This window comes from Psychrobacter sp. N25K4-3-2, from assembly GCF_015351755.1.
Lineage (GTDB): Bacteria > Pseudomonadota > Gammaproteobacteria > Pseudomonadales > Moraxellaceae > Psychrobacter > Psychrobacter glaciei.
The window spans coordinates 1,153,212-1,177,112 of sequence record NZ_JADKLX010000001.1; the positions used below are offsets into that span (position 1 = coordinate 1,153,212).

The 23,901-nt window shown below is 43.0% G+C and carries 16 protein-coding genes and 1 pseudogene; 7 read left to right on the plus strand and 10 right to left on the minus strand.

All coding sequences use genetic code 11. From position 1 onward, the window contains the following. Positions 1–5: 5 nt before the first annotated feature. The 7 genes and pseudogenes from IOD06_RS04665 to pilG form a co-directional block, all read right to left on the minus strand. Positions 6–1,001: a chemotaxis protein CheB gene (locus tag IOD06_RS04665; protein ID WP_194619444.1), complete on the minus strand. Its 996-nt coding sequence runs from the start codon at positions 999–1,001 to the stop codon at positions 6–8. Beyond that, complete coding sequence (locus IOD06_RS04670; protein ID WP_194619446.1) at positions 991–7,950, minus strand: Hpt domain-containing protein; 6,960 nt, start codon at positions 7,948–7,950, stop codon at positions 991–993. The genes IOD06_RS04665 and IOD06_RS04670 overlap by 11 nt, the downstream gene beginning before the upstream one ends. Positions 7,951–7,980: 30 nt before the next feature. Then, the gene (locus tag IOD06_RS04675) at positions 7,981–8,931 is read right to left on the minus strand and encodes a protein-glutamate O-methyltransferase CheR (RefSeq protein WP_194619448.1); all 951 of its coding nucleotides are present in this window, start codon (positions 8,929–8,931) and stop codon (positions 7,981–7,983) included. A 128-nt stretch (positions 8,932–9,059) separates the two neighbouring features. Then, positions 9,060–10,274 (minus strand): annotated as a pseudogene (locus IOD06_RS04680) (methyl-accepting chemotaxis protein); the annotation flags it as partial. 380 nt (positions 10,275–10,654) lie between these two features. Continuing rightward, a complete protein-coding gene (locus IOD06_RS04685) occupies positions 10,655–11,185 on the minus strand; it encodes a chemotaxis protein CheW (protein WP_010201621.1) in 531 nt (176 codons plus the stop codon). A gap of 3 nt (positions 11,186–11,188) precedes the next feature. Next, positions 11,189–11,551, minus strand: coding sequence for a PleD family two-component system response regulator (locus IOD06_RS04690; RefSeq protein WP_010201622.1), 363 nt, complete (start codon positions 11,549–11,551; stop codon positions 11,189–11,191). A 333-nt stretch (positions 11,552–11,884) separates the two neighbouring features. After that, complete coding sequence (gene pilG, locus IOD06_RS04695; RefSeq protein WP_010201623.1) at positions 11,885–12,262, minus strand: twitching motility response regulator PilG; 378 nt, start codon at positions 12,260–12,262, stop codon at positions 11,885–11,887. A 798-nt stretch (positions 12,263–13,060) separates the two neighbouring features. On the opposite strand from pilG, the gene IOD06_RS04700 reads away from it, so the two are divergent. The 7 genes from IOD06_RS04700 to IOD06_RS04730 all read left to right on the plus strand — a co-directional run bounded on the left by IOD06_RS04700 (position 13,061) and on the right by IOD06_RS04730 (position 21,758). Next, positions 13,061–14,296, plus strand: a complete 1,236-nt coding sequence (locus IOD06_RS04700; protein ID WP_194619450.1) for an efflux RND transporter periplasmic adaptor subunit — start codon at positions 13,061–13,063, stop codon at positions 14,294–14,296. Between the two features lie 327 nt (positions 14,297–14,623). Then, positions 14,624–15,346, plus strand: coding sequence for a response regulator transcription factor (locus IOD06_RS04705; RefSeq protein WP_010201627.1), 723 nt, complete (start codon positions 14,624–14,626; stop codon positions 15,344–15,346). 111 nt (positions 15,347–15,457) lie between these two features. After that, positions 15,458–17,665, plus strand: a complete 2,208-nt coding sequence (locus IOD06_RS04710; protein ID WP_194619452.1) for a sensor histidine kinase — start codon at positions 15,458–15,460, stop codon at positions 17,663–17,665. Positions 17,666–17,946: 281 nt separating this feature from the next. Further along, the gene (locus tag IOD06_RS04715; protein ID WP_194619454.1) at positions 17,947–18,717 is read left to right on the plus strand and encodes a methionine ABC transporter ATP-binding protein; all 771 of its coding nucleotides are present in this window, start codon (positions 17,947–17,949) and stop codon (positions 18,715–18,717) included. A gap of 19 nt (positions 18,718–18,736) precedes the next feature. After that, the gene (locus IOD06_RS04720) at positions 18,737–19,423 is read left to right on the plus strand and encodes a methionine ABC transporter permease (protein WP_189585604.1); all 687 of its coding nucleotides are present in this window, start codon (positions 18,737–18,739) and stop codon (positions 19,421–19,423) included. 169 nt (positions 19,424–19,592) lie between these two features. After that, complete coding sequence (locus IOD06_RS04725) at positions 19,593–20,552, plus strand: MetQ/NlpA family ABC transporter substrate-binding protein (protein ID WP_194619456.1); 960 nt, start codon at positions 19,593–19,595, stop codon at positions 20,550–20,552. Positions 20,553–20,909: 357 nt separating this feature from the next. Next, a complete protein-coding gene (locus tag IOD06_RS04730; protein ID WP_194619458.1) occupies positions 20,910–21,758 on the plus strand; it encodes an aldo/keto reductase in 849 nt (282 codons plus the stop codon). A 272-nt stretch (positions 21,759–22,030) separates the two neighbouring features. Here the strand turns inward: IOD06_RS04730 and ccmE are convergent, their stop codons facing one another. The 3 genes from ccmE to ccmC all read right to left on the minus strand — a co-directional run bounded on the left by ccmE (position 22,031) and on the right by ccmC (position 23,828). Then, a complete protein-coding gene (gene ccmE, locus IOD06_RS04735) occupies positions 22,031–22,531 on the minus strand; it encodes a cytochrome c maturation protein CcmE (protein WP_189585613.1) in 501 nt (166 codons plus the stop codon). A gap of 242 nt (positions 22,532–22,773) precedes the next feature. Next, positions 22,774–22,995: a heme exporter protein CcmD gene (ccmD, locus tag IOD06_RS04740; RefSeq protein ID WP_194619460.1), complete on the minus strand. Its 222-nt coding sequence runs from the start codon at positions 22,993–22,995 to the stop codon at positions 22,774–22,776. Positions 22,996–23,039: 44 nt separating this feature from the next. Continuing rightward, the gene (gene ccmC / locus IOD06_RS04745; protein ID WP_194619468.1) at positions 23,040–23,828 is read right to left on the minus strand and encodes a heme ABC transporter permease CcmC; all 789 of its coding nucleotides are present in this window, start codon (positions 23,826–23,828) and stop codon (positions 23,040–23,042) included. Between the last annotated feature and the right edge of the window lie 73 nt (positions 23,829–23,901).

Sequence of the window (23,901 nt, forward strand, 5' to 3'; positions counted from 1 at the left end):
ATAGATTAATGCGAAGAGGCAACAGCCGCCCTTTCACCAATATAGTCGGTAAGTTTTTGTGCTAAAGCCACAGGGCTACCAATAAAACCACAATATCCAGAATCAACAATCGCTTGTGGCTGACTAGGACAAGTACTGACACTTGGATCTTGCGCCCACAACTGACTGTCATTGTCTTGGATTAAATCCAGATACTGAGCCCCATCGTTACCCATACCTGAAAAAATAATATTGATCAGCTCACTACCATAAACATCGCTGGTGTTTTTTAGGATCTGACCAATAGCGGGCTTGTAATCACCTTCCCATGCTTTAGCAAGTAATATAATTCGTCCGGTCGAATCGCAAACGATTTGCTTATCAATAGGTGCAATCAGACATTGACCCGCCTGTAAACGTTGCGACGAGGTAATGACCTGACAGCGCCAATCGTTATGGCGATTCAGTATGCGTGGTAGCGTCCCAATCATCGTCTGGTTGAAATGGTGCGCCAATAAAATACAAATGGGTAGCGTGGGTGACAAGTTATCTAAGAACTCTTTTACAGCGCTAGGACCGCCCATAGATGCACCCAAAAACACAACATACTGCCAGTCATTGGTATCGCTCTGGTAAGCCTTGGTATCTACCAATGCTGGTAGGAGTAGCATCTGTGCAAGCTTACGTTTTAGTTTGCGTTGCCATTTAGCATACTGCTTTGCCTCATTTAAATAAGGCGCTTGACTAAAACCCACCAAAACCCCGATTGATTGAGACATAGCCGTAGCCGTGGCTACACTGTCATCATAATCACTGTCTATCAACCAAATATCAATGGGTGTTTCATAACGTTCAAACTTATCGTGCAACTGCGCCCGTGATACACAATCAATGAGGGTAAAACCACAACCACGTACGGTATCTGAAAAGGCCATACGCTGGTGATGATCTTCTGCGACCACCAGCACCTTGATATCACTTTTGTTTTTGAGCGTTAATGGAACAGGTGCCTTATCCTTCATAAGTTAGGCTGACCTCTTCACCCAATAGCATTTGGATTTTATTCAGTAGCTCGTTTTCTTGGAATGGTTTACCCATATAATCATTCACCCCAATCTCTAAGGCACGCTCACGATGCTTTTCACCAGTACGTGAGGTAATCATAATAATCGGAATATGCTGCAAGCGTTTATTGTGGCGTATTTGAATGGCTACTTCGAAGCCGTCCATACGTGGCATCTCAATATCCAATAAGATAAGATCCGGTATCGTCTCTTGTAGTATCTCAATCGCATCGACACCATCTTTGGCAACGGCAACTTTATACCCTTGACGCTCTAAGAAGCGCGACGTTACTTTACGTACCGTGACCGAGTCATCGACGACCATAACCGTCGGCTGAGATTCTAAACGTCTATGCTTAGAGCCAACAGATGGCATGACTTCTTTAAGCGCTGGTGCATTACGCATCAAGGCAATCAAATCTAAGATAAGCATGACCGAGCCATCACCCATGATGGTAGCGGCTGAAATACCCGATAGGTTTGAGAATTGTTGTCCTAATGGTTTTACTACGACTTCGATACGTGACCCAGCTATCTGATCAACCTGCAGAGCAATATTCTGTCCAGTACGGTTTTTGATGATAATCACCGGTAAGCTCGTATTGGTATTGACCACCAGCTCATTGAGTTTATTACCTGATAAAATCTCATTTAAATAGCGCACACGGTAATCAGCGTCTTCAAAGTTTAGCGTGGCGTCATTTGACTGATAGTAATCATAAAGCTTTTCTGGATTGATACGTACCACACGCTCAATCTGAACCAGCGGTATGGCATAGTAGCGATCTGCTGCTCGCACTACTAGGGCATCCGATACGGCTACTGTAAGCGGTAGGCGCATGGTAAAACGCGACCCTTTGCCCAGCTCAGAGACTACAGACACTACGCCACCTAATTGACGAATCTCGCTGATGACGACATCCATGCCAACGCCGCGCCCTGAGATCTGTGTTAATTGCTTACTGGTACTTAAGCCCGCATTAAAGATGTACTGCATGATATCAAGATCGGTCAGACTACTGTCTGCTGCATCGATAAGGCCTTGCGCAATGGCTTTGCTGCGAACAGCTTCGACATCGATACCGCGCCCATCATCGGATAAGTTGATGACAATTTCACTGCCTTCGCGCAACACCTCTAAAGTGATGTTACCACTGCGCTCTTTACCAGCTTTCAGACGCGTTGTACTGTCTTCGATACCATGATCGACGGCGTTACGTAGCATATGCTCAAGCGGCGACGTAATACGCTCTAGAATGGTTCTATCCATTTCGTCATCAGCATTAATAATTGTCAGCTCAACCGACTTATTAAGCTCATTAGCCGTTTGGCGTACCGTACGTTCAAGACGCGGTGTCAAGCGCGTAAATGGCACCATACGCGAATTCATCAAGCCATCTTGTAGCTCAGTTTGCGTCCGTGACAGCTGTAATAATAAGCTCTCACTATCACGCGTTTTTTCTAAAAGAGTATGATTAATATCAACCAAATCTGATGCCGACTCTGTCAGAGATTTTGATAACTGATTCAAAGAAGAGTATTGATCCATCTCTAGTGGGTCAAAACCTTCATGGCTTATCAACTCATCATCTATCTGCGATAAGATTTGGGCTTCAAGCTCAATCTCCATTCGGCGTAACTGATCTGCCAAACGCTGTACCGTGATGCCCATCTCTTCAAGGCTGTTGGTCAAGCTACTCATGCCCATGTCAATACGCGCACGGTTAATCGCCGACTCGCCAGACAAGTTAATCATATGCTCAATCAAACCACCTGAGATACGGATCATCTCATTGCTACTAGCGCTCTGCTCTTGCTCCGTAAACTCACCGATCATCGCCGGCATTTTACTGATGTCTTTTACCATACCTGCTGAGTTTCGATTTTCTTTGGCAGTCAAAATCGCTTTGCGCTGCGCTTGCAGAGATTCATTAGGTATTTGTTTTAAGCTATCAGGGTTTTTACTAAATTCTTGTAGCGACTCTATTAATAAAGCAGGCGTTGGCGGGTTGACTTGTTGCTTAAGAATAAATAGTGCATCTGCCATCCAGTCATGACAGGCCACGAGTAGCTCTAAAACTTTTTTTGTAGCAGGACGACGATGATGGGCAAGATCTTCATAGACCGACTCCATATCGTGTGCCAAGTCCGCTATTCCATTAGCCGTGACCATTCTTGCGCCACCTTTAAGGGTATGCAAGTCACGCTGTAGCGCTTGTAAGGCAACCGTATCGCTCACGTTATCTAAAAATAACTGTAGATATTGATTATTATTGGTCAGCGCTTCTGCTTCTTCTAAGAATACTTCTAATATGTCAGGATCCGGTAAGCCATTGGCCCATGACTGTTTAATCATTCTATCAAGCGTTAGGATTTCTGTGTTTTCGACATTGCTGAGTATAGAGTCATCTTCAACAGCTTGCGGCTCAGCGACAGTATGATGTTTTGGCACGGGTACAATCAAATTAACCGTATCTGGCAATACTTGTGCTTTCTCAAAACGTTGTAACTGCTCAATAAGTTCGGGAGCAAAAAATGATTGCTGGTGATTTACCATGTGCATGACTTGCAACGACAAGGTATCTTGCACGATTTGCATAATCTCAAGCCACTGTGTGGTTGGCGCGCGTCTGTGCTCTACAAAAGCTTCATAGATACTCTCTGCTTCATGGGTCAAGTCTCCAATACTACGGATACCTGCCATGCGTGCACCACCTTTGATGGTATGCAGATGACGTTGTAATACCTTTAGCGTATTGATGTTATTAATATCCGCACGCCACTTATTAAAGCTTTCGGCAAGGGCATCATCAAGCTCTTGCGCTTCTTCTAAAAAGATCTCTAACAGTTCAATGTCAGTATCGATAGACTCTAGCTGAAACTCAGCGGCAGAGACACTTTGCACGGTAGGCAGACCATCATTATCCTCATCAATAATGTCATCTTCAGTGTCAGCGCCACTAGCAATACGCTGTAAATCCTCAAGAACGTGCCCATCGACTTTCAATGACGTGCTACCGGCCAATGCATCGAACAACCCTACTAACTGCGCATGCCCAGCCAACAACGTGGTTTGAATGTCTGTATCAGCTGCTGTTTCAGGACTGTCTTGCAGATGATTATAAGCGCCAGCTAAGGCACTGAGAATTGCAGTGAATTTTGGAATATCTACCGCTTTGCCAGCCAGATAATTTATTTGTGCCAGTTGTTGTTCAATATATTTCTGGACATGCTCACTTTCGGAGTGGCTCAATGCCTCATTTAATTGCCATTCAGCATCGAGCAGTTCATCAATATTTTCGTCGAAAAGCTGCTCTATAGTGAGTTTATTGTCTGCTATCTCACTATAATCGCCGACAGCATAATGCTCACCCAGCATCGCTTGCAATGACGCAATATCTTGCTGGCTCTGCGCGTCTTCTACCGATATATCTTGCTGTTCGACGTTTGGTTTGTAATTATTAAGATAGCCATTAATTAGTGTCACAGACTGTGCTAACGCCTCTAAGTGTTGCGCACTCATAGGAATATCTTGCTGTTGCAACAGCTCTAGACTTTTCTCTATTGTTGCACTGATTTCGCTAATCGCTGCCAAAGCGCTAGAACCTGAAGCGGCTCTTAGGGTATGGAATGCCCGAACAATGTGATCACTAACTTCAACATAGGGCTGACCTCGATGCTCATTAACAAAGGTATCAACCTCCTGTAATAGGGTCTCTGCTTCGTCGATAAAAATCTCAAAAAATGCTTTTTCTTCTGCATTTTGATGCGTCAAAATGACTGGCGCTTCTGCCATCATTTCATTAGCCGAATGAATGGTCTGCAGCATATTATCAATGTTTTCATCACTACTTTCGATCGTACTATCAGACTGTAATACTGAAGGTTGCTCAGTAGAGGTAAGCGCTTGCTCATATAACTTAGCATAGCTGAACTCATTACCATGCTGCTTACTAAAAGCGTTCGCACAGGCAATCCATAGTGGTACTAGCACTGGATAATCTTGGCTGTCACTTTCAAACGTGGTGAGCATAGCAGGATATGCTGCTAACACATCGGTAATAAGCTGTCTCATATCAGCTGAAGCAACAATACTCTTATCTAAAATGCGATTGAGCATGTTTTCTATTGACCATGCCAGCTCACCGGTATAGTTGGCACCAACCATACGACCAGAACCTTTTAGCGTATGGAATCCGCGACGAATGTCTGGCAAATCGCTCAAATCAGTGGGAGACAGCTGCCAATGCTCATATAAAGGCACGATGTCGTCCAACACTTCATTCGCCTCTTCTATAAATATCTCTTTGATATCAGGATCGGCATCATTCGCATCTGTCGGTAACTGCTGCGTCTCTTGCATGAAAGGAATGAGTACAGTGGGTAATATCAGACCAGAAAGAGAGTCTATGACGTTTCTATCTTCGCCTACTTCCTGTTCATGTTCAAACTCATCAATCGTGTCTGCCAGATTGTCATATTCAGCAGTTGCCATTGGCTCATCTGAGTCCAAAGCCTCGTCTAATTCAGTGTCCGATGAGGCAGATACGGCACTGTTTAAACCCGTGTTAACTGGCTGTCCTGTTAGTATATTATGACTTTGTAAAATGGTTACCGCAGGATCAAAGCTTGGCGACTGTTGCGCCGTAAAATCTGTAACTAAGACTGAAAGTCGCTTGGTCGTCTCTGTTACTAGCGCAACGACCTCATCAGTGACAGGCAGTGTTTTGTCTAAAAGTCGATTGAGCAGATTTTCGATTGACCACGCCATTTCGCTGATACTAAAGGCACCAACCATGCGCCCCGACCCTTTTAACGTATGAAAGCCTCTACGCACTTCTGTTAAAGGTGTTAGATCTTGTGAATCCTGTTGCCAAATTGGTAAAAAATCCTCTAAGTCCTCAACGACCTCTGTCACCTCTTCAATGAAAATATCACGAATATCTTCATCTATATCAAAACTATCTGGCTTCACTTGTTCACGCGCACGTAGCAAAGCTTCACTATCATTAACAGTGCTGAAATCATCACCGACGGTATTATTTATGATGAGGTTATTCGACTCATCTTCTACCGCCGTTTCATGGCTCAAAATTGCCGCATCAAAGTCTTGATCTTTAAGAATTTGGTCATCGATAGCGTGCTCAGTAACTGGCGCAATCTCACCGTTATCATCGTAGCGCAGTACATCGGTCGCCGCGACTTTTTGGCTAAGTAAGCTTTGATCAACACTTTCAGGTGCTTGAATATACTCACTGAGCAATGTGGCAGCATTATCAATATGCTGATTTGCCAACGCTAATAGCGGTTGGTCAAAAACTTGCTGAGCCAGATAATCAAGCAACAGCTCTATCGAAGTCAGACCTTCAGCCAATGCTTGGGTAACCTTCCAACTGAGCACGTCAATTTCATGAGTGGTGAGTTGTACAAATAGGCTGGCTATAGCATCAGTCGCTTCACGGATTGAAGGCAATCCCATTTCATCAAAAGCATGACCAATATTAGTAAAATCAGCAGCCTCAGGTAAGAGAGCAATATCCTGACGCTGTATATATGCGTTAAAGCTTTGTTTTATGTCTTCAACAGCAATGCGCAATTCACGTAAGTCTTTACTAGTAGAGTTGATGTCCGTACTAGAATCTGACTGTGCGTCGACACTCGCTGCTACATCAGACACCGGCGTAAAATCAGCGGCATCACCGATCTTTGTAGATATTGCCTGCTCTGTATTGTAAATAGCGCTATATAACTCTTGAAGCTGGCGTTCAATCTGCCACTGTTCTTGCGCAAACCCAATCTCTGAGGAAAGGGCACGCTCTATGTCAGCAATGATGGATGCAGCTTTTGAGGCATAAAAAGTCCACCCTCGAGCTTCGAGCTGACTATTTATGCGTTGCAATGGGTTCAATAAAGTCTGCGGTTGATCGAGACTGAAAATGAGGGTCTCAAGCTCGCTCAGTATACGAGGTAAAAAACGTGCATCCATTATTGCACTTTGCGGTAGATTACTAAGGATAGACTGAGTATGCTCGCTGCTTTGCGCAAGACCACTCAGCTCAATATAGAGGCTGGCGAGCAATTCTTTAATAACGCTCGACGCCAACTCGGCTTGATGTCCACAAGACTCTAGCACTTGCTCAAGCTTTGCCAATAGCGGAGCATAGTGCTTAGGCAACGGTGTTTTATTATGAGCAAGGTCGCGCAACCACAGCTCGGTTAAATACCATAGACGCTGCAAATCATCGTCTTGCGTGGTTTGCCATAAATACTCACTTACTTTTTCTAAGACCGTCAGTACTGAGGGCTGATTGCTATTGGCAACCAGTAGCGCCTGTACTTGCTGACGCCAAACCAATAGTAATTTTTGATACTGCTGAGTGTCTAGATGAGCATCTACCGCGTGGCTTGGCACGACTAGTTCAATATCATCGATAACTTTTTCAGAATTAATACCGCCATCGACTAGGCTTTTGTAATGAGCATTGCTGGCTATAGTAGATTGCGCTGACAAATGGTCGGTCGCTATACCCAGTCGTGATAGCGACTGAGTAAGATCATCAGCCGCTCTACTGATTAGAGCGGTATGATGACTGCTTGTACGCATATATTGCGTCAGCTCACGTTGTAACAGCCGATGAGAAAACTGACCGATGCGGCGATCATCAGGGGTAAAACCATCTTGGCTACCCGCCCCTGCCAACAGACTCAGCTTAGTCGCTAAATTTGACAGCAAAGGCAGATTAATCATAGTTAAAGCACCACCAACTTGATGATAGTGCTGCACCATTTGCTCGTAATTATTGCTGTCAGCGTCTAATTGCCAGCCATCAGATACTTGTGATAATTGCTGATTAAAAAGTGGTAATAACCACTCGAGCGTCACCATGTCATTGGGCTGGTTTTTCATAGATTTATCCTAACTCGTCTAGGCGCTAATTTAGGCACTGATCTTTTGCCACGCATTAATTTTTGGGTGCGCAATACGGCGCATATTTGAAGGACGCCAAAACAACGCCTCACCTGGAGCCAATACTATATAACCACCTAGCGCACACTGCTCTGACAGCTTGTTAAGAATATCTCGTTGATCAAATTTACGAAAATATAGCAGCATATTTTGGCAGATGATGACCTGCTGTAGATCGGACGTGGGTGGTTCTTGACCGATAATATTGTGTAAAGCAAAGCTAACATACTGCTGTAAAGTTGGCACGATTTGCCAATGTTCTTGAGTGTCGTTAATAGTACTTTCTACTATAGATGAATCAAAAACAGTCGATTGATCGGGTACAGTTTCAGAATGTAATGGGTAAATAAACTGCTGACAGCTTGAAGGAATCAATGTTTTTTGACGTTTGTCATATTGTGCCAAACGTGCTTTCGTAATTGCTTTTTGGCTGACATCTGTACCCAATACGGCGTAATTGACCAGCTGCTTCGATGCCAAACTCATGGCAAGCGACCAAGTCTCCTGTCCACTGGCACAACCAACACTCCAAATGCGAAATGTCTCATCAATACTGTCATCTATTAGACTCAGTCGCTGGTGGCGCAAGGCGCACTCTGTAATGAAGTCTATAGAAGGCATATGACGAAAGAAGCGACTTTCATCAATCAGCACTTTGTCCAATAATTGCTGGCGCAGCGCATCATTGCTTGGCAGTTGACGCCATAATTGCAAAATCGATAGTCCATGCGCGGCAGCCGTACGGTCAATCGCATTTACCAACCACTGTCGTTGGATAGGAGGTAAAACAAAGCCAATTTCTTGCTCTATATAACGTTGCCATTGCTGTGTATCAAAGGCATTAACTTGCCCTAAGGCTGTCACCAAATCGGGATTGGCTTTATCGACTACATTAACGTCTTGTTGAGTATGCTTATCCACGTGACCTGCTATTATTACTGCTGCCCAGCATCACTACTAGAGCAGCACTTTGATTAACATCTCAAGATAACAAAACCCTAAGCTTGATGACTAATTATGATACTTACCTATTACGCATTCGTTAATTATTAAGCGTTGGTCAATAGGTTTTCTTCAGCTTCTAATTGCTCATCATCGTTCGATACTTTGAAGCCAGTCACCGACTCTTGGAGGGCAGCAGCCATTTCACTTAGCTCACCAATAGAACGCGCTGTAGCCATCGTACCAGATGAGGTTTGTGAGGTAATATCTTGAATGATATTCATCGTGTGAGAGATATGTCCAGCAGACTCAGCCTGTTGCTGGGCGGCATTTGAGATGTTTTGAATCAGATCTGCCAAGGTATTAGAAACGCTCTGTACCTCTTCTAGTGCTTCACCAGCATCTTTGGCCAAACGTGCACCGCGTACAACCTCAGAGGTCGTGGATTCCATTGACATCACAGCTTCGTTGGTATCCGCCTGAATGGTTTTTACCAGTGTTTCAATCTGTTTGGTAGCATTGGCTGAACGCTCAGCGAGACGTTGAACTTCATCAGCAACGACCGCAAAACCTCGACCAGCCTCTCCTGCCATTGACGCCTGAATGGCCGCGTTCAATGCCAATACGTTGGTCTGATCCGCAATATCATTAATCAATCCAACGATATCACCAATCTCTTGCGAAGATTCACCGAGGCGTTTGATACGCTTTGACGTTTCTTGAATCTGATCACGAATAACGTTCATGCCTTCAATAGAGCGCTGCACAACCTCTGCCCCATTATAAGAGATAGCAACCGAGCGCTGGGCAACCGTTGCAGACTCTGCCGCGTTGTTTGAAACTTGGTCAATTGAGACAGTCATCTCATTAATTGCTGCGGATACACCAGCGATTTCTTGCGCTTGGTTTTCCGAGGCTTCAGCAAGCTCAACCGCATTCATCTGCGTCTGCTCTGAGGACTGTGAAACGCGATCAGCGGTACTGTTAATAACCAGTACCAATTGACGTAATTGGTCAATGGCGAAGTTTACCGAATCGGCAATCGCCCCAGTGAAATCTTCTGATACAGTCGCATTGACCGTCAAATCACCGTCTGCCAAATCACCCAATTCATCAAGCAAACGCAAAATTGCAATCTGGTTACGCTCATTCTCTTCTTGAATTTGGCGCGCACGCTCGGATTCTGCTTCTGCTTCTTGACGACGACGTAAGGTCTCTTTTTCGATGAGTAGACGCTCTGAGCCGCCACGCTGACTAAGTAACTTATATAAGGCAAATAGAATACCGGCAACACCTACTACAAATATAATCACTGGCAATACTACTGATTGATTAAAATCAGGCAGATATTGACTTACTGATGACAATGAATTGACTAGCCAAATTAGACAAACCACGGTCAATAAAGCAAAAAACCCCAATAATAATTTCCAAATATTATTGGCGTCTTTAACCGTGTGCGTTGTTTTGCTATTGCCAGTTACAGAGTTCTTTATAACATCACTCATCTTGCGTATCCCTTTCGAACAATCGTCAAAGTCTTATCGTGACTGACTCCGACAATCATATTGTTATCGAAACAATAGTGATTAGCAAAGCCTGTATGAATGCTGACATACAACTGTATTATGTCAGTCGGTGTTTCTTTTCATCGTGCTAGCAGGCGAGTATTTCATGGCAGCAAATACCGTATGAAAGACCGTTATAGCGCTGCATCAGCATACTGCAAATCTTGCACTAACAAGCTTGGCATAAAAATATACCAATCTTGTTCATCTTTAAAAAACTTGCCATGATTATAAGGAGAGAATGGCGAGTTATATTCAAGCGCTTCTGGGCGATATTCATCACGAGTAAATTGCTCGATACCAAGTACTTGATCGACAAGTAATCCTGAAAACACATTATCATGATCGATCACAATAACCTTGCGTTGGCTCATTTGCGCCAACCGACTAGGAACTTGCAAAAACTCAGACAAATCCGTCAGTGGTAATAGGCGTCCGCGAATGTTGGCGATGCCAATCATCCAAGGCTTTACTAAGGGCAGACTGGTGAATTCTGGCATAGTGAGTATTTCTGAGACTTGACCCATTGGTGCCACCAAGCGCTGACCACCAATCTCAAATACCACACCCTGCCAGTCGGATTCTTGTCCACCGTGACGGCCACTTTTACGTGCGCGTGCCAAATCTGCGAAACGCAGAAGCTCAATAAACCCTTTGGAAGCCACAAGTTACCCCATTACTTTGCGAATAATATTAACCAGACCATTTTCGTCAACTGGCTTGGTTATGTATTCTTTAGCGCCTTGGCGCTTACCCCAAACACGATCCGTTTCTTGATTTTTGGTACTAATCATAATGATAGGAATATGCGATGTTGTTTTGCCACGAGTTATCTTACGGGTAGCTTGAAAACCATTCATTTCAGGCATGACCACATCCATCAAGATGACATCTGGTAAATGATCAGTTGCCATTTGACAGCCTTGCTCACCATTGGTTGCTTCAAGCACCTGATAGTTGTTTTTTGCAAGCATGTCGCGAAATTTCGCCATCTCTGATGGCGAGTCGTCAATGACTAAAATAGTAGCCATGGAAATTTCCTTTATTTTCGATGATATCCGTTGGGATATATTATTGAGACAAATCTATTAAAAATAATGCCTGACACTTTCGAGGGCAGCACTATTTCCACGATGATATATATAAAGTAGTAAATACTAAACAATACTGTTGTGATCGTCACTGAGCTATTTCTAACACGGCTATTTAATTAACCTGAAATCTTAATTCATGAAACAGTCACGACAGCTATAGTTGTTTTTTGTATGACAGTCTTCTTAGCCACTTGCACTAGCCGTACCGCTGCACATATAAAGCATACCAATATGACTGTCTAATTATCAGTTTTATAAAATGGTTGGTTATTAACGGTACTGATTGATTGCTTCAAAAAGCTCATCTTTGCTAAATGGTTTAGTCAAATACTCATCTGAACCGACAATACGTCCACGCGCCTTGTCAAATAAACCATCTTTAGATGACAGCATAATCACCGGCTTACTGGCATAATCAGGGTTGTTTTTGATCAATGCACAAGTCTGATAGCCATCCAAGCGTGGCATCATGATATCAACAAAAATGATATCGGGATTGTTGTCAACAATCTTGGCTAAAGCATCAAAACCGTCAATAGCGGTTACGACTTCGCAGCCAGCTTTTTGCAATAAAGTCTCTGCCGTACGGCGAATGGTTTTTGAGTCATCGATAACCATGACCTTCAGACCCTCAAAATTATTTTCCATTATCATTATCCTATGAATGACTATTTATTCGTAGCGCTATCTGTCAGTGCAAAATTTTAACAGTTATTCCAATTTATAAAATGGCTTATTCTTGGATTGATATGAACGACTAAGTTTGCATTTTACGCTGTCATAATAGCTAACATGTTCTTTATCAGTATTGTCTATCAAGCATGACGTTACCTTCAGTTACTATACGCACTTTATCGTCAATTATCTTCGTAAATTAATTTCTAATCTGAGTTTAACTTACGAAGATAATTATCAGATTTTATGACCATCACTAGGGCGTGTCCTCATTTTGAAAATAATAATAAAAATGAGATAAATACTTAAATGGGAGGTCATGTGGCTAACAAGCGTCTTACTGTATAAAACCGCCTATATGACCAATCATTTTTCTTATGTAAATTTCAAACCTGTCAAAATTAGCGGGCATAATCGTTATAAATACAAACAATTTAACGGGCATAACACTCATCAAAGAAGTGTGGTAAGAATTTAACATTGGGTAGAAGCAACAGTTATCTTACCGAATCATCTTCATTTGTGATAAATATGTATCACTGTATTTTAATATGTTCGTTTTAGCACAGTTACTCGTTGTTTTCCAGTTATTTAGTGAATTTATGTTCAAATTAATCATCGGTTTAGCAAAAATACTCTGATTATTACTCTTCCTCTTCCAGTCATGCGTTTGAAATCAATAACTCTGTCTCGTTGCGTAAATATCGCACTATTATTTGCCCTCGCCCCGATTCACTATATAATAAACCAATGTTTATGAGGGCAATTGGTATGAGAGTTTTTATAGGTCTAAAAAATAGTGCGTATTTGTGCAGTGCTTTATTATTGCTTGCTGCCTGTCAGCCCTCGCCCCCTACTGATGAGCCTGTGACCGCAGAAAATAGTGAGACGGTAGAAACACCCATTATCATTGATGACGATAGCGTTACCATGACGCCTGACCATATTTTAAGTATAAAGCCATCACGCTATCAGCCCAGCATAGGACTTCAAGGCCGTATTGAACCAATCAAGAAGACCCAGTTCACCGCAGCAAAAGCGCTCACTGTCCAGCAAGTATTGGTAGAAGAAAATCAATGGGTAGAAAAAGGCACGCCACTGCTGATCGTCCAGCGTCAGGAAGCCGCTAATAAACCCACAGAGTCAGCTCCTACCTCAACGGCTGAAAATACAGAATTCGCAACATCAGACCAATCCACAAAAAATAATAAAACAGAGAACAAGACTGATAACCCAAGCCAAACAACGAAGCCGACACCAACACCAACATCGAGAAAGGCTAATGAAAATAACGCTGAAGCGCCTCAGTCTAGCGGCGATAAAACTAGCGTTGATAAAAATAATGTAATAGCAAGCAAAAATGCACCTGCTAGTACCAAACCATCCTACAAATTGATGACGGTGCGTGCCAGCTTCTCAGGACGCGTTGAAAAGCTGTATGCCGAAGCTGAACAAAAAATGGACGCACGCCAACCACTTTTGCAGCTCAGTGATGAAACTGAATTACATTTCATCGGCATTGTACCCATTCAAGCTGAGCCTCAGCTTTCTGTCGGACAGACGGTCAATTTTACCGCTGAAGGCATGTCAGATAAGTTTACTGGACAAGTTAGCAGGTTGACGGCAACAGTTCAGCCCAAACAGCTTTTGGTTCATGTAAATGTCGTCAATAATGAAATCAGTCGCGAGAAATTACAGCCTGATATGCAAGTGACGGGGCGTGTCAATTATGGTCAGATCGATGTCGGTACGATTGTCCCCGAACGCGCGTTACATGACGTTGACTTAACAGAGTTGCAGCGCCCACCCTATAAACCGTTAAGACCCTTGAGCGCCAATGTATGGATTATTAAGCAAGACCAACGCCTAACTCGTCAGCCAGTTGAGGTCGTCGAATACGATCCTATTACCAAGCAGTATTTAATTGCAGGCATTAGCAATGACAGTTTAATTTGTCTTGCCGACTTAACCATTGAATCTAAAGGTAAAAAAGTGGTGGTCTCTTAGAGAGCAGTAGAGACAGTTACATTGTGTAGAAACATTAACAAAGCGTGTCTTGTTTAGTCACGTGTTAATTAGGCAATATAGTACTATTATCTTGTCTTATGTTGACTGAAAGCTTAATCATGTTTTTTTAACCCTATCTTAACGGTCAATGTCTTATGATCAAGGACAATAACGATTTAGAAGCACTTAGATTTAGAAGCACTTAGATTTAGAAGCACTTAGATTTAGAAGCACTTAGATTTAGGATAATATAGATATCGAGGCGCGCTAGAATTTTAATAAAAAGCGATTTCTTGACAAACCATAACAACAACTAGAGGACAAACTATGAGTAAGCAGATTTTGTTAATTGAAGATGATCCAGATTTAGCAGAGCTAATCAGTGACTATCTGACCATGAATTACTATGATGTGCATCATGCAGGACTTGGTCAAGAAGGTCTGGAGTTGCTAGACACCAAAGAGCGCGGTATTGACTTGGTGGTCCTTGATTTGATGCTACCTGATATGGATGGCATGCAGGTTTGCCAAAAGATACGCGGTAACAAAAACAATATGACCAATAAAGTGCCGATCATCATGCTAACGGCAAAAGGCGATACTACCGATCGCGTATTGGGTCTTGAGATGGGCGCTGATGACTATATCTCTAAACCATTCGAGCCACGTGAACTATTGGCACGGATACGAGCGGTCATTCGTCGTCACGAGCAGCCAAATCAAGCAGACAGTCAATCGGACAGTTTGACCTTTGGCCGTCTCAGTGTGTTCCCTGATAGCCACGAAGTAACGATCGATGAGCTGCCCGTGCGTTTGACGACGCATCAGTTTCAATTGCTGCACTACTTTGCCACCCATTCTGGTAAGGTACTGAATCGTGAGCAATTGTGGCAAGCCATGCCAAATGATGACAGCTCAGACAATATTGATCGTGCTATCGATGTTCATATCTCACGCTTACGTGCCTTGATCGAAGACAATCCACGCCAACCAAAGCGTATTATTACTGTACGCGGTGTTGGTTATCAGTTTGCTACCGATCAGGTTTAATCTTAAATGGCTCGATATACAATTAATCGAGCCTGTCACCATAGTTTGGATTAAATCAGACGAATGGCGTGATATGAATTGATACGAGCATCTGACAATAGAGATGGTTTAATGCAGCAACTGGGTTTTCGCTCCGTATTTGCCAAGTTATTTGCCAGCGTGATGCTGGCACTTACTTTATTTGCAGTAGCCATGGTGCTATTGACACAGCTGGTTCATGACAAAGATGCGGGTATCCGCTCAGAAGTATTGGCTACACAGATTTTGGGTCAAATTGATCCTTTTTTGCATGAGCTGAATATCTCCATTAGTAAGGACAACCGTTTACAGTCACGCTTTATGCTGGCAGTGGTCAAAAAAAGCTTTGATATCTTTGATGAATCCTTACAAGCAAAGATGGGGTTATACGACAACGAAGGTCGTTTGCTTATGCAGACTGACAATAGCGACTTGCCGTTAGTGCTACCGCCCACTCCCTCTTTATTTTCACAAGTTTTTCCATCCCTTTCAGACACCTCCCCTACCAAGCAGGCTCAGGTATATAGCAGCACTGGTTATACATTGCTGTACGAATCACGCTTGCCGCCAAAAAAACCCGTGCTCTCCGCTGCCTTAAATTTATTTACTGGTACTCTATTGCTGCTATTAATTATGGCAGGCGTTCTATGGTTGATTGCTCGCACTATGACGTGGCGTATCAATCAGATGAGCCAGCAAATGACCCAATTGGGTGATGGTGATTTTACAGTAAGAGTCAATGCACGTGGTAATGATGAAATTGCTTCGTTAGCACGCGGCTTTAACCAAGCGGCGCAAAAGATTGAGCACCTTATTAATGCCAACAATCTGCTATTGGCGCACGCCTCTCACGAGCTGCGTACGCCGATTACCCGTATCCGCCTACAAATCGAGATGATGGATATGCTGGCAAATGCGATGCCAACAGATACCAAAGCAAAATTTGATAAACGTGCACAAGCGATCAACCGAGATTTGTCGGGGCTTAATGATTTGGTTGAAAGTATCTTATTGGTGAGTCGCTTAGATGCTGGTCATGTCATGCAGCAAGTCGAGCATTTGGATTTGTATGACTTAGTGAATCAAGAGCGTCAGCATTATCCTGAAGCCACTTTGATAGGTGAGCATATCGTCATTGATGGTCAGGCACCGATGCTGACCCATCTCATTCGCAACCTCTTAACCAATGCCATGCTACATGGTAAGCCACCGGTTACCGTCTTGATCTATGGCATTCAGACTGTTGATGAAGCCGATACCATTCCAGATTATTTGCTGCAAACAGTGGTTTGTAGTAGCTTTGCTGATTATAACAGTTCATATTTTGACCATTATGATGAATCACATGCCTCTGATAACTTAATACAGCAAACGTCGGCACAACTTGACGACGTTTCTAATGGGTCTCCTACAACCAATAGTGACAAAGACAAAGCAGAAAAAGTAGCAGCGCTAATCACACTACCAGCACCACCGATTTATCGAAATGGTGAGAGCATTGTGTTTGATAATAACGATGCTGATGATGACGGTTCAAATGTGGATGTAACTGACGTCATCACTGACAACACTAAAATAACTGACATGACTGGGCTAGAAACTGGCACCTCAGCAACAGACCCTAGTAATTGTGCCGATGCTGAAGAAAATGCTACTGGAAATACTATAATCAATGGCAATGTGGTCAACGTTAATTCAGAATCGTCCCTAATCGCCAACTACCAGAGTTTTACCACGGAATTGACTGAGAAAATCAAAAAAGTCATGTGGAAAGCCGTTCCTGACAGCAAAAAATCTGTAGAAATCAGTAGCCATAACGAAGCAATTATTAGTAGTAAAGCGACCAGTAAATCCACTGATGCGCTATCAAATGATAATATTCAATCTCGGAAAACCAATAAATTAACGACCGATGAAACTGTTAGCAAAGATGATATTAAAGGCAATGCTCAAAGCGAGAACGAGACGCCGACCACAGCGCGTAAAGAAAATTTATTCACTAAACACATGAAAAAAGCCAAAGCCGACCCAATACGCCCGCTACCAAAATACGTGGTGCTGGCGGTCATTGATGAAGGCGAAGGTATTCCTGAAGACAAACGCGAAGAAGTCTTTAGTCCATTCGTGCGCTTGCAGCAAAAAAACAAAGGCTCAGGTTTGGGCTTATCCTTGGTATCGCAAATCGTCACTGCTCATCAAGGGCGTATCGTGACTGATACTATCAATGGTCACACCAGATTTTTGGTCGTTATACCCGTAAAGCAAGATCCACATTATAACTATCACGACAACAACCACTAGCACGATAATCACCACTAGCAACTGGCAGAACCTCTTTTACCCTGCTAGTCATTACCTCCTTCTCATACAACAACTTAAATTTTCCAGATAGCTTATAACTAATAACCATTAGTCATAAGCCGTTCACGGATGTGCATATCCAAAACATTACATAATATGCTATATTACCGCCCCTTATTGCATTGTTAATGGTAGCGACCATCCACTTTGACGCTGTCATTAGTAAGTTGCAGCCTAATTATTCTATAACCATCATAAACCTATTAAATTTTGAGCCCTCCATGAGTGACATGATTGTCTTAAACGATGTGACCAAAAGTTTTTTAAGCGACCGATCAATCAAAGATAAAGACGGTAAGCCGCATTGGTTTACCGCTGTCGAACCGACTTCTTTGTCTGTTCAGCAAGGTGAAATTTTTGGTCTGATGGGCTACTCAGGCGCAGGGAAATCTACCCTTTTGCGTTTGATTAACTTACTTGAACGTCCAGATTCTGGTCAAGTAGTGATAGATGGTACTGATTTGACCACCTTGTCTGCTAGCGATTTGCGTATCGCTCGTCACAACATTGGTATGATTTTTCAGCAATTTAATCTGATGTCCAATCGCACGGTGTTTGATAACGTGGCATTTAATTTGACCGTTGCTGGTTATCCAAGCCGTGATATTCATAAACGGGTTATGGATTGTCTGGCAATCGTTGACTTAACTGATCGTGCTGGCCACTATCCTGCGCAGCTATCGGGTGGACAAAAACAGCGTGTTGGTATTGCCCGCGCAATTGCACCCAGTCCAAAAGTACTGTTGGCCGATGAGCCGACCAGTGCGCTTGATCCTGCAACGACGCGCAGCCTACTGACTTGTCTACGCGATATCAACGAACAACTTGGCGTCACCATTGTCATTGTAACTCATGAGATGAGCGTCATTCGTAGGCTCTGTCATCGTGCAGCATTACTACACCAAGGACAATTACTTGAAGTGGCAGATATTCGCGATGGTCTTATTCAGGCCACTACTCCGATTGGCAAAGGCTTAGTGCACGAAGACTAATGAGGCAGGAGAAACACATATGTTAACTGGTACTGAATTATCTGCTTCAATCGATAAACTGTTGGTGCTGCGCAAAGAAATTATAAGTGCCTTTATCGATACCTTTGTTATGCTTGGTATTTCTACAACAGTCGCCATTGTCATTGGCGGACTGTTTGGCATATTCTTATTTTTGTCCAGTGATCGACAGTTTTTGCAAAACAAAACCCTCTACGGGGTACTTGGCGGCATCACCAACTTTATGCGCGCTTTCCCATTTGTGATTTTGATGATTGCCATGAGCCCATTTACTAAAGCCATCGTCGGTACTGGTATTGGACCCATCGCCGCATCGCTAGTACTCGCGATTGCAGGTTCGTTCTACTTTGCCCGTTTGGTGGAGCAAAACTTACGTGAAGTACCACGCGGTATTATTGAAGCAACCGAGTCTATGGGTGCACGACCTTTTACTATCATAAAAGTTTTACTAAACGAAGCGCGCTCAGGATTGGTGCTATCAGTGACCATCCTCTGTATCAGTCTACTATCTTATTCAGCGGCGGCTGGTATGATCGGTGGTGGCGGTTTGGGTGATTTGGCCATTCGTTATGGTTATTATCGCTATCAAACTGAAGTGATGATTTTTATTGTGATTGTATTATCGATCATGGTTATCTCAATCCAAGCCTCTGGCAATTGGCTCGCCAATCGTTTAGATAAACGTTAAACCGCTTTAGAGAATACTTGACATCACGAGCGACTAGGTTTATTTTTGGCCATACTCAACCCTTATCTCAGCGCCTATACCAAAAAGCAGCATTACTATTTATAATGTTGCTTTTTTAATTTTCAGACGATAAACGTTTTACTCAATCCCATTCATTAAAGGACATATTATGAAATTAACAGATATCAGCCGTCAGTTAGCGACCGCATTTGCCGCTGTTGGTGTATCAGGCTTGGTCTTGGTCGGTTGCAGCAATTCATCAGCACCAGAAGCGATCAAAGAGCCAGTTACCGAAGGGTCAACTGCAGAAACTGCCGCTAGCGATATCGATCCTGATCATACCAAAATCATTATCGGTACCACTGAAGGCGACTTTGCTGATATGGTTCGTAACCAAGTAAAAAGCACGCTTGAAACACAAGGTTATGAAGTTGAGCTGATTGCCTTTACCGACTATGTGCGCCCGAACCTTGCACTGGCTGAAGGTGATTTGGATATCAATATTTTCCAGCATAAACCTTACCTTGATACCTTCAAAAAAGAAAACAACCTTGACCTAGTTGAAGTGTTCCAAGTACCAACAGCACCACTTGGCATCTATTCAGGTAAAAAAACCAGCCTTGATGCTGCATTTAAAGGCATGAGTGTTTCTGCGCCAAACGATCCAAGTAACTTTGCTCGTGCTTTGGTCATGATGAATGATCTTGGCTGGATTAAGCTAAAAGATGACATCGATCCATTGACTGCGTCAAAGGCTGATATCGCTGATAACAGCAAATACGACATCGAGATCATTGAACTAGAAGCTGCCCAACTACCACGCGCACGTGATGAAGTTGACTTTGCAGTTATCAACGGTAACTATGCTACTGACGCTGGTATCAAACTGACTGAAGCCTTGTTCCAAGAGCCTAGCTTTGCTTACGTCAACTGGTCAGCGATTAAATCAGCGGATACTGGTAAGAAATGGGTTGAAGACGTAACCAATGCTTATAATTCTGAAGCCTTTAAAAAGTATGCTCATGATACTTTCCCTGGTTATAAGTACCCAAAAATCTGGGGCGCTGATCACGGTGCAAACACGGATACCGCGACAGAATCTGCACCAGTAGAAGCTGCTGCTCAATAATTTTTAGGTCAAAAAATACCTGAACATATAGGTATTATGCTAATGACGAACGCCCATTGCTGAATAGTAGTGGGCGTTTTTTATGGCCTCGATTTTGTGATTATTACTTTTTTAAACCTGTCTCTAGTGGTTACCAGTTACTAAAAATGACGTTACAGCCTGTTTGCCCTTTGTAGGAAAGCGTCACCTACTCTATCGTACTGTCCTCATTTTCCTTATAGTAAGTGCAGTTGAATCGGTTCTGGCTCTTTATATGATCAACTTTAAAAGTGGAATCTGAGCCTATGAACCGAATGCTAATGAACTGAATAAAGTCATCAACTAATAATATGAAAACTTGCACATAAGGATAATAATATGAGTTCAAAAAATTATAATATTCGTACTGCTGGACAAGCAAATATCCCGGTATTAGGTCTTGGTACTTGGCAGTCAACCGGTCAAGATTGTATTGATGTCGTCAGCCAAGGTCTTAAGATGGGCTATGAGCATATCGATACCGCCCAAGCTTATGGTAATGAGAAAGAAGTTGGCGAAGGTATTAAGCAATCCGGTATCGCTCGTGATAAATTCTTTTTGACGACAAAGATTTTCCCTGATGATATGAAGTTCGAGCCTGAGAAATTGGTCGCAGCCGCTAAACGCTCTTTAGAAGATTTGGGTACAGATTATGTCGATCTATTGCTCTTGCATTGGCCGGATGACCGTGTCCCTTTATCTGAAACCATTCCTGCGTTGTGCGAACTACAGAAACAAGGTTTGACGCGTCATATCGGGGTCTCTAACTTTAATATTGCTAACATTATTGAAGCCAAAAAATATGCGGATGTACCAATCGTGGTCAACCAAGTTGAGTTTCACCCTTTTATTAAGCAAAATACCTTACAGACTTTTTTAAACAATCACCATATTTTATTGGAAGCTTATTCGCCACTTGCACGCGGTGATGTGTTCGATAATGAGATTATTAAAGAAATCGCTGATAAGCATAACGTCACGCCAGCACAAATATCATTGGCTTGGATTCTATCAGACAAGCACCGTGTTGCCATTCCGAAGACGTCTAACCCTGACCATTTGCAAGGTAACTTGGATGCAATGAAAGTGCAGTTGAGTGCAGATGAGTTAGAGAAGATTGGCAAACTTGCCAGTAGCGATGGTCGTAAAATTGAGCATCCTGATTACAGCCCTGTATGGGATGATTAAGGTCTAGATAATAAAGATCTGTTAGTACCAAAATTCGTGTAAAAAAAGAGCCGCTAATACATTATTAGCGGCTCTTTTTACTATTGGATTGACTAGGGCGTGTCTTCAATTCACTCGATAGTCATCTGAATGGGCTAAAAATTGCTAAATCTTGCCAAACATCGTCAAATAGCTGGTTAATATCCCGATATTATCTGCACTATTTTTCTTGTTTGACGGCAATTTATCTCATTTTTATCACCATTTTTGAAATGAAGACACGCCCTAGAAAATTACTGCTGTAAAGTGTCCGTCTCATGTACCTTTTCAGCAGGATTGTATTGCTCAGAAGAAGGCACTGCACCGCTACGGTTGTTTTCTTTCATTGATTTGGCCACTTCTGGCGGCATATATTTTTCATCATGCTTAGCCAATACTTCCCCTGCCACAAAGGTATCGCCTTGCATTTTACCCGTGGCGACGACGCCTGAGTTTTCAGCGAATAAATCTGGCAAAATACCTTGATAGGTCACAGGTACGGTCGATTGAAAATCAGTAATGGCAAATTCAACATTCAATGGGTTGTCTTCTGCGCGTCGGACACTACCCGCGACTACCATGCCGCCCGCTCGAATACGCTTATCTTGGGGTGCTTCACCTTGCGCAATGGCTGTGGCATCGAAATAATAGTCGGTTTGTTGTCCAATGGCATAAATCACCAATACGACGGCGATTGCCGCCCCTGCCAACGTAAACATAACCCACATCAGTTTTTTGCGACGAACTGCGTTCATACCACTACCTCATTGATGAGTCGCTGTTTTGTAGGCTATAGACAGCCTATAAAACAGAAAATATTAAAGAAACTACCATTAGAAAAACGTTCTAAAAATGTCTTTCTAATCGTACTCTTCTAATGGCTATATGGTAGCATTTTTCGTATAAATCAATAAGCCCTTAGCAACTGACGAGGTCATATATTTACAATTAAGAGGTCATAATTTTTTGAGCTAAAGCGATGATATTAAAATATTTTTTACATCGGTTGCTTGGTTTCAGGATTAGGGGCTTTAGCCGTACGCTGTGCTTGCCGTGCTTGCTGAATGGTCAGCTGCTTGATGAGGGCCTGTCGCTGCCTGCGACTATAAATGATAAAAGCCAGCATCACGCCAACGGTAATGGCCCAGCATGACCAAACAAAAACACCATGCTTACCCATGGCGAGAAACTCAGATACGCTATAAAAGTAAGGCTGCATAATATTTTCCTAGCCGTTATTTGTTTTGGCGACAATCATTGCAGTCATTTGGCTTGTCCGCGGATATATTCTTTGACCCACGCTTTGCCTTGATCACGATACAAAATCAGCGTGTTGGTACGATAAATCGCTAACGTCGCGACCAATAAATAACTACCAATAATCATCAGTAATAATGGCATCCACATATCTGCAGACATTTTTGGTGCAGCAGTTAAGGTAAAGGTCGAGCCTTGATGCAAGGTGTTCCACCACTGTACCGAATACTTAATAATAGGCAGGTTTACTGCGCCAACAATAGATAGGATGGCGGCGGCTTTACCACGATTGGCAGTATGCTCAAACGCAGCAAATAACGCCATCACGCCCGCATACAGAAACGCCAAAATGAGCATAGAGGTCAAACGTGCATCCCAAACCCAGTAAGTACCCCATGTCGGTTTCGCCCAAATAGAGCCCGTGATTAAGCTAACCACACAGAGCAAAAATCCTAGAGGAGCAAGCGCCTGCGCCACTAGACTAGCCGTCTTGATTTTCCAGACTAAATAAATAACCCCGAGCACTGCTAAGGCAAAATAAATAGAAATGGCAATACTGGCAGCAGGCACGTGAATAAAGATAATGCGATAGCTATTGCCTTGCAGATAATCAGGCGGCGCAAAAGCGAGACCCCAGACACTACCGATCACAAGACAAATAGTGGCTAATATTGCCAGCCACTTGACCCAAGGCGAAAAAATGCGAAAAAACTGCTTGGTACCCACAGTGGTCAAAAAGCCCTGCCAGATGCGCTGCCACAGGCTAGGAGATGAGACGTTATTCAGGTTGGGCATGGGAATAAACCTATTGGCACAGCGTATTGGTTGTAATCGATATAGCGCATCATGGGCGCAACTATCTGTCAAC

What these genes read in the sequence shown, in the direction of transcription:
- IOD06_RS04715 (WP_194619454.1), top strand. Translation starts at nt 17,947, where the DNA reads ATGAGTGACATGATTGTCTTAAACGATGTGACCAAAAGTTTTTTAAGC.
- ccmD (WP_194619460.1), bottom strand. Translation starts at nt 22,995, where the DNA reads ATGCAGCCTTACTTTTATAGCGTATCTGAGTTTCTCGCCATGGGTAAG.
- IOD06_RS04700 (WP_194619450.1), top strand. Translation starts at nt 13,061, where the DNA reads ATGAGAGTTTTTATAGGTCTAAAAAATAGTGCGTATTTGTGCAGTGCT.
- IOD06_RS04705 (WP_010201627.1), top strand. Translation starts at nt 14,624, where the DNA reads ATGAGTAAGCAGATTTTGTTAATTGAAGATGATCCAGATTTAGCAGAG.
- IOD06_RS04725 (WP_194619456.1), top strand. Translation starts at nt 19,593, where the DNA reads ATGAAATTAACAGATATCAGCCGTCAGTTAGCGACCGCATTTGCCGCT.
- ccmE (WP_189585613.1), bottom strand. Translation starts at nt 22,531, where the DNA reads ATGAACGCAGTTCGTCGCAAAAAACTGATGTGGGTTATGTTTACGTTG.
- IOD06_RS04690 (WP_010201622.1), bottom strand. Translation starts at nt 11,551, where the DNA reads ATGGCTACTATTTTAGTCATTGACGACTCGCCATCAGAGATGGCGAAA.
- ccmC (WP_194619468.1), bottom strand. Translation starts at nt 23,828, where the DNA reads ATGCCCAACCTGAATAACGTCTCATCTCCTAGCCTGTGGCAGCGCATC.
- IOD06_RS04665 (WP_194619444.1), bottom strand. Translation starts at nt 1,001, where the DNA reads ATGAAGGATAAGGCACCTGTTCCATTAACGCTCAAAAACAAAAGTGAT.
- IOD06_RS04720 (WP_189585604.1), top strand. Translation starts at nt 18,737, where the DNA reads ATGTTAACTGGTACTGAATTATCTGCTTCAATCGATAAACTGTTGGTG.
- IOD06_RS04730 (WP_194619458.1), top strand. Translation starts at nt 20,910, where the DNA reads ATGAGTTCAAAAAATTATAATATTCGTACTGCTGGACAAGCAAATATC.
- IOD06_RS04710 (WP_194619452.1), top strand. Translation starts at nt 15,458, where the DNA reads ATGCAGCAACTGGGTTTTCGCTCCGTATTTGCCAAGTTATTTGCCAGC.
- IOD06_RS04670 (WP_194619446.1), bottom strand. Translation starts at nt 7,950, where the DNA reads ATGAAAAACCAGCCCAATGACATGGTGACGCTCGAGTGGTTATTACCA.
- pilG (WP_010201623.1), bottom strand. Translation starts at nt 12,262, where the DNA reads ATGGAAAATAATTTTGAGGGTCTGAAGGTCATGGTTATCGATGACTCA.